Source organism: Mesorhizobium sp. M8A.F.Ca.ET.218.01.1.1, assembly GCF_004791165.1.
Taxonomy (GTDB): domain Bacteria; phylum Pseudomonadota; class Alphaproteobacteria; order Rhizobiales; family Rhizobiaceae; genus Mesorhizobium.
The window spans coordinates 1-296 of sequence record NZ_SRUZ01000180.1 but is presented as its reverse complement, the minus strand read 5'-3'; the positions used below and the strand labels follow the sequence as shown (position 1 = coordinate 296).

Sequence of the window (296 nt, the reverse complement as noted above, 5' to 3'; positions counted from 1 at the left end):
GGAGATCAACCGAGCCGCGGCCTCGGCGGAGCCGCTGTCAACAGGACCGGATTGCTCCCAGCGGTCGTTTGGTTCGCTCGTCGTCGACGGAATGGACAGAAAGCCGCGCGCCTCATCGGACACGTCCTTGAAATCGGCCAGGCCAATAGATTCGCCAATAATGTCCAGCAAGTCGCCATGCTCGCCGGTGGCGGCGTCGGTCCATTTCCCGGCGGCGCCCTTGCCGGAATCCGATCCCTTGAGGCGGACAAACATCGAACGCCCCGGCGCATTGCTGACATCACCCACCAGCCAGT

At 63.5% G+C, this 296-nt stretch carries 1 pseudogene; it reads right to left on the bottom strand.

The window, feature by feature from the left end:
* Nucleotides 1-296: pseudogene (locus EN861_RS34915) on the bottom strand (DNA primase); the annotation flags it as partial.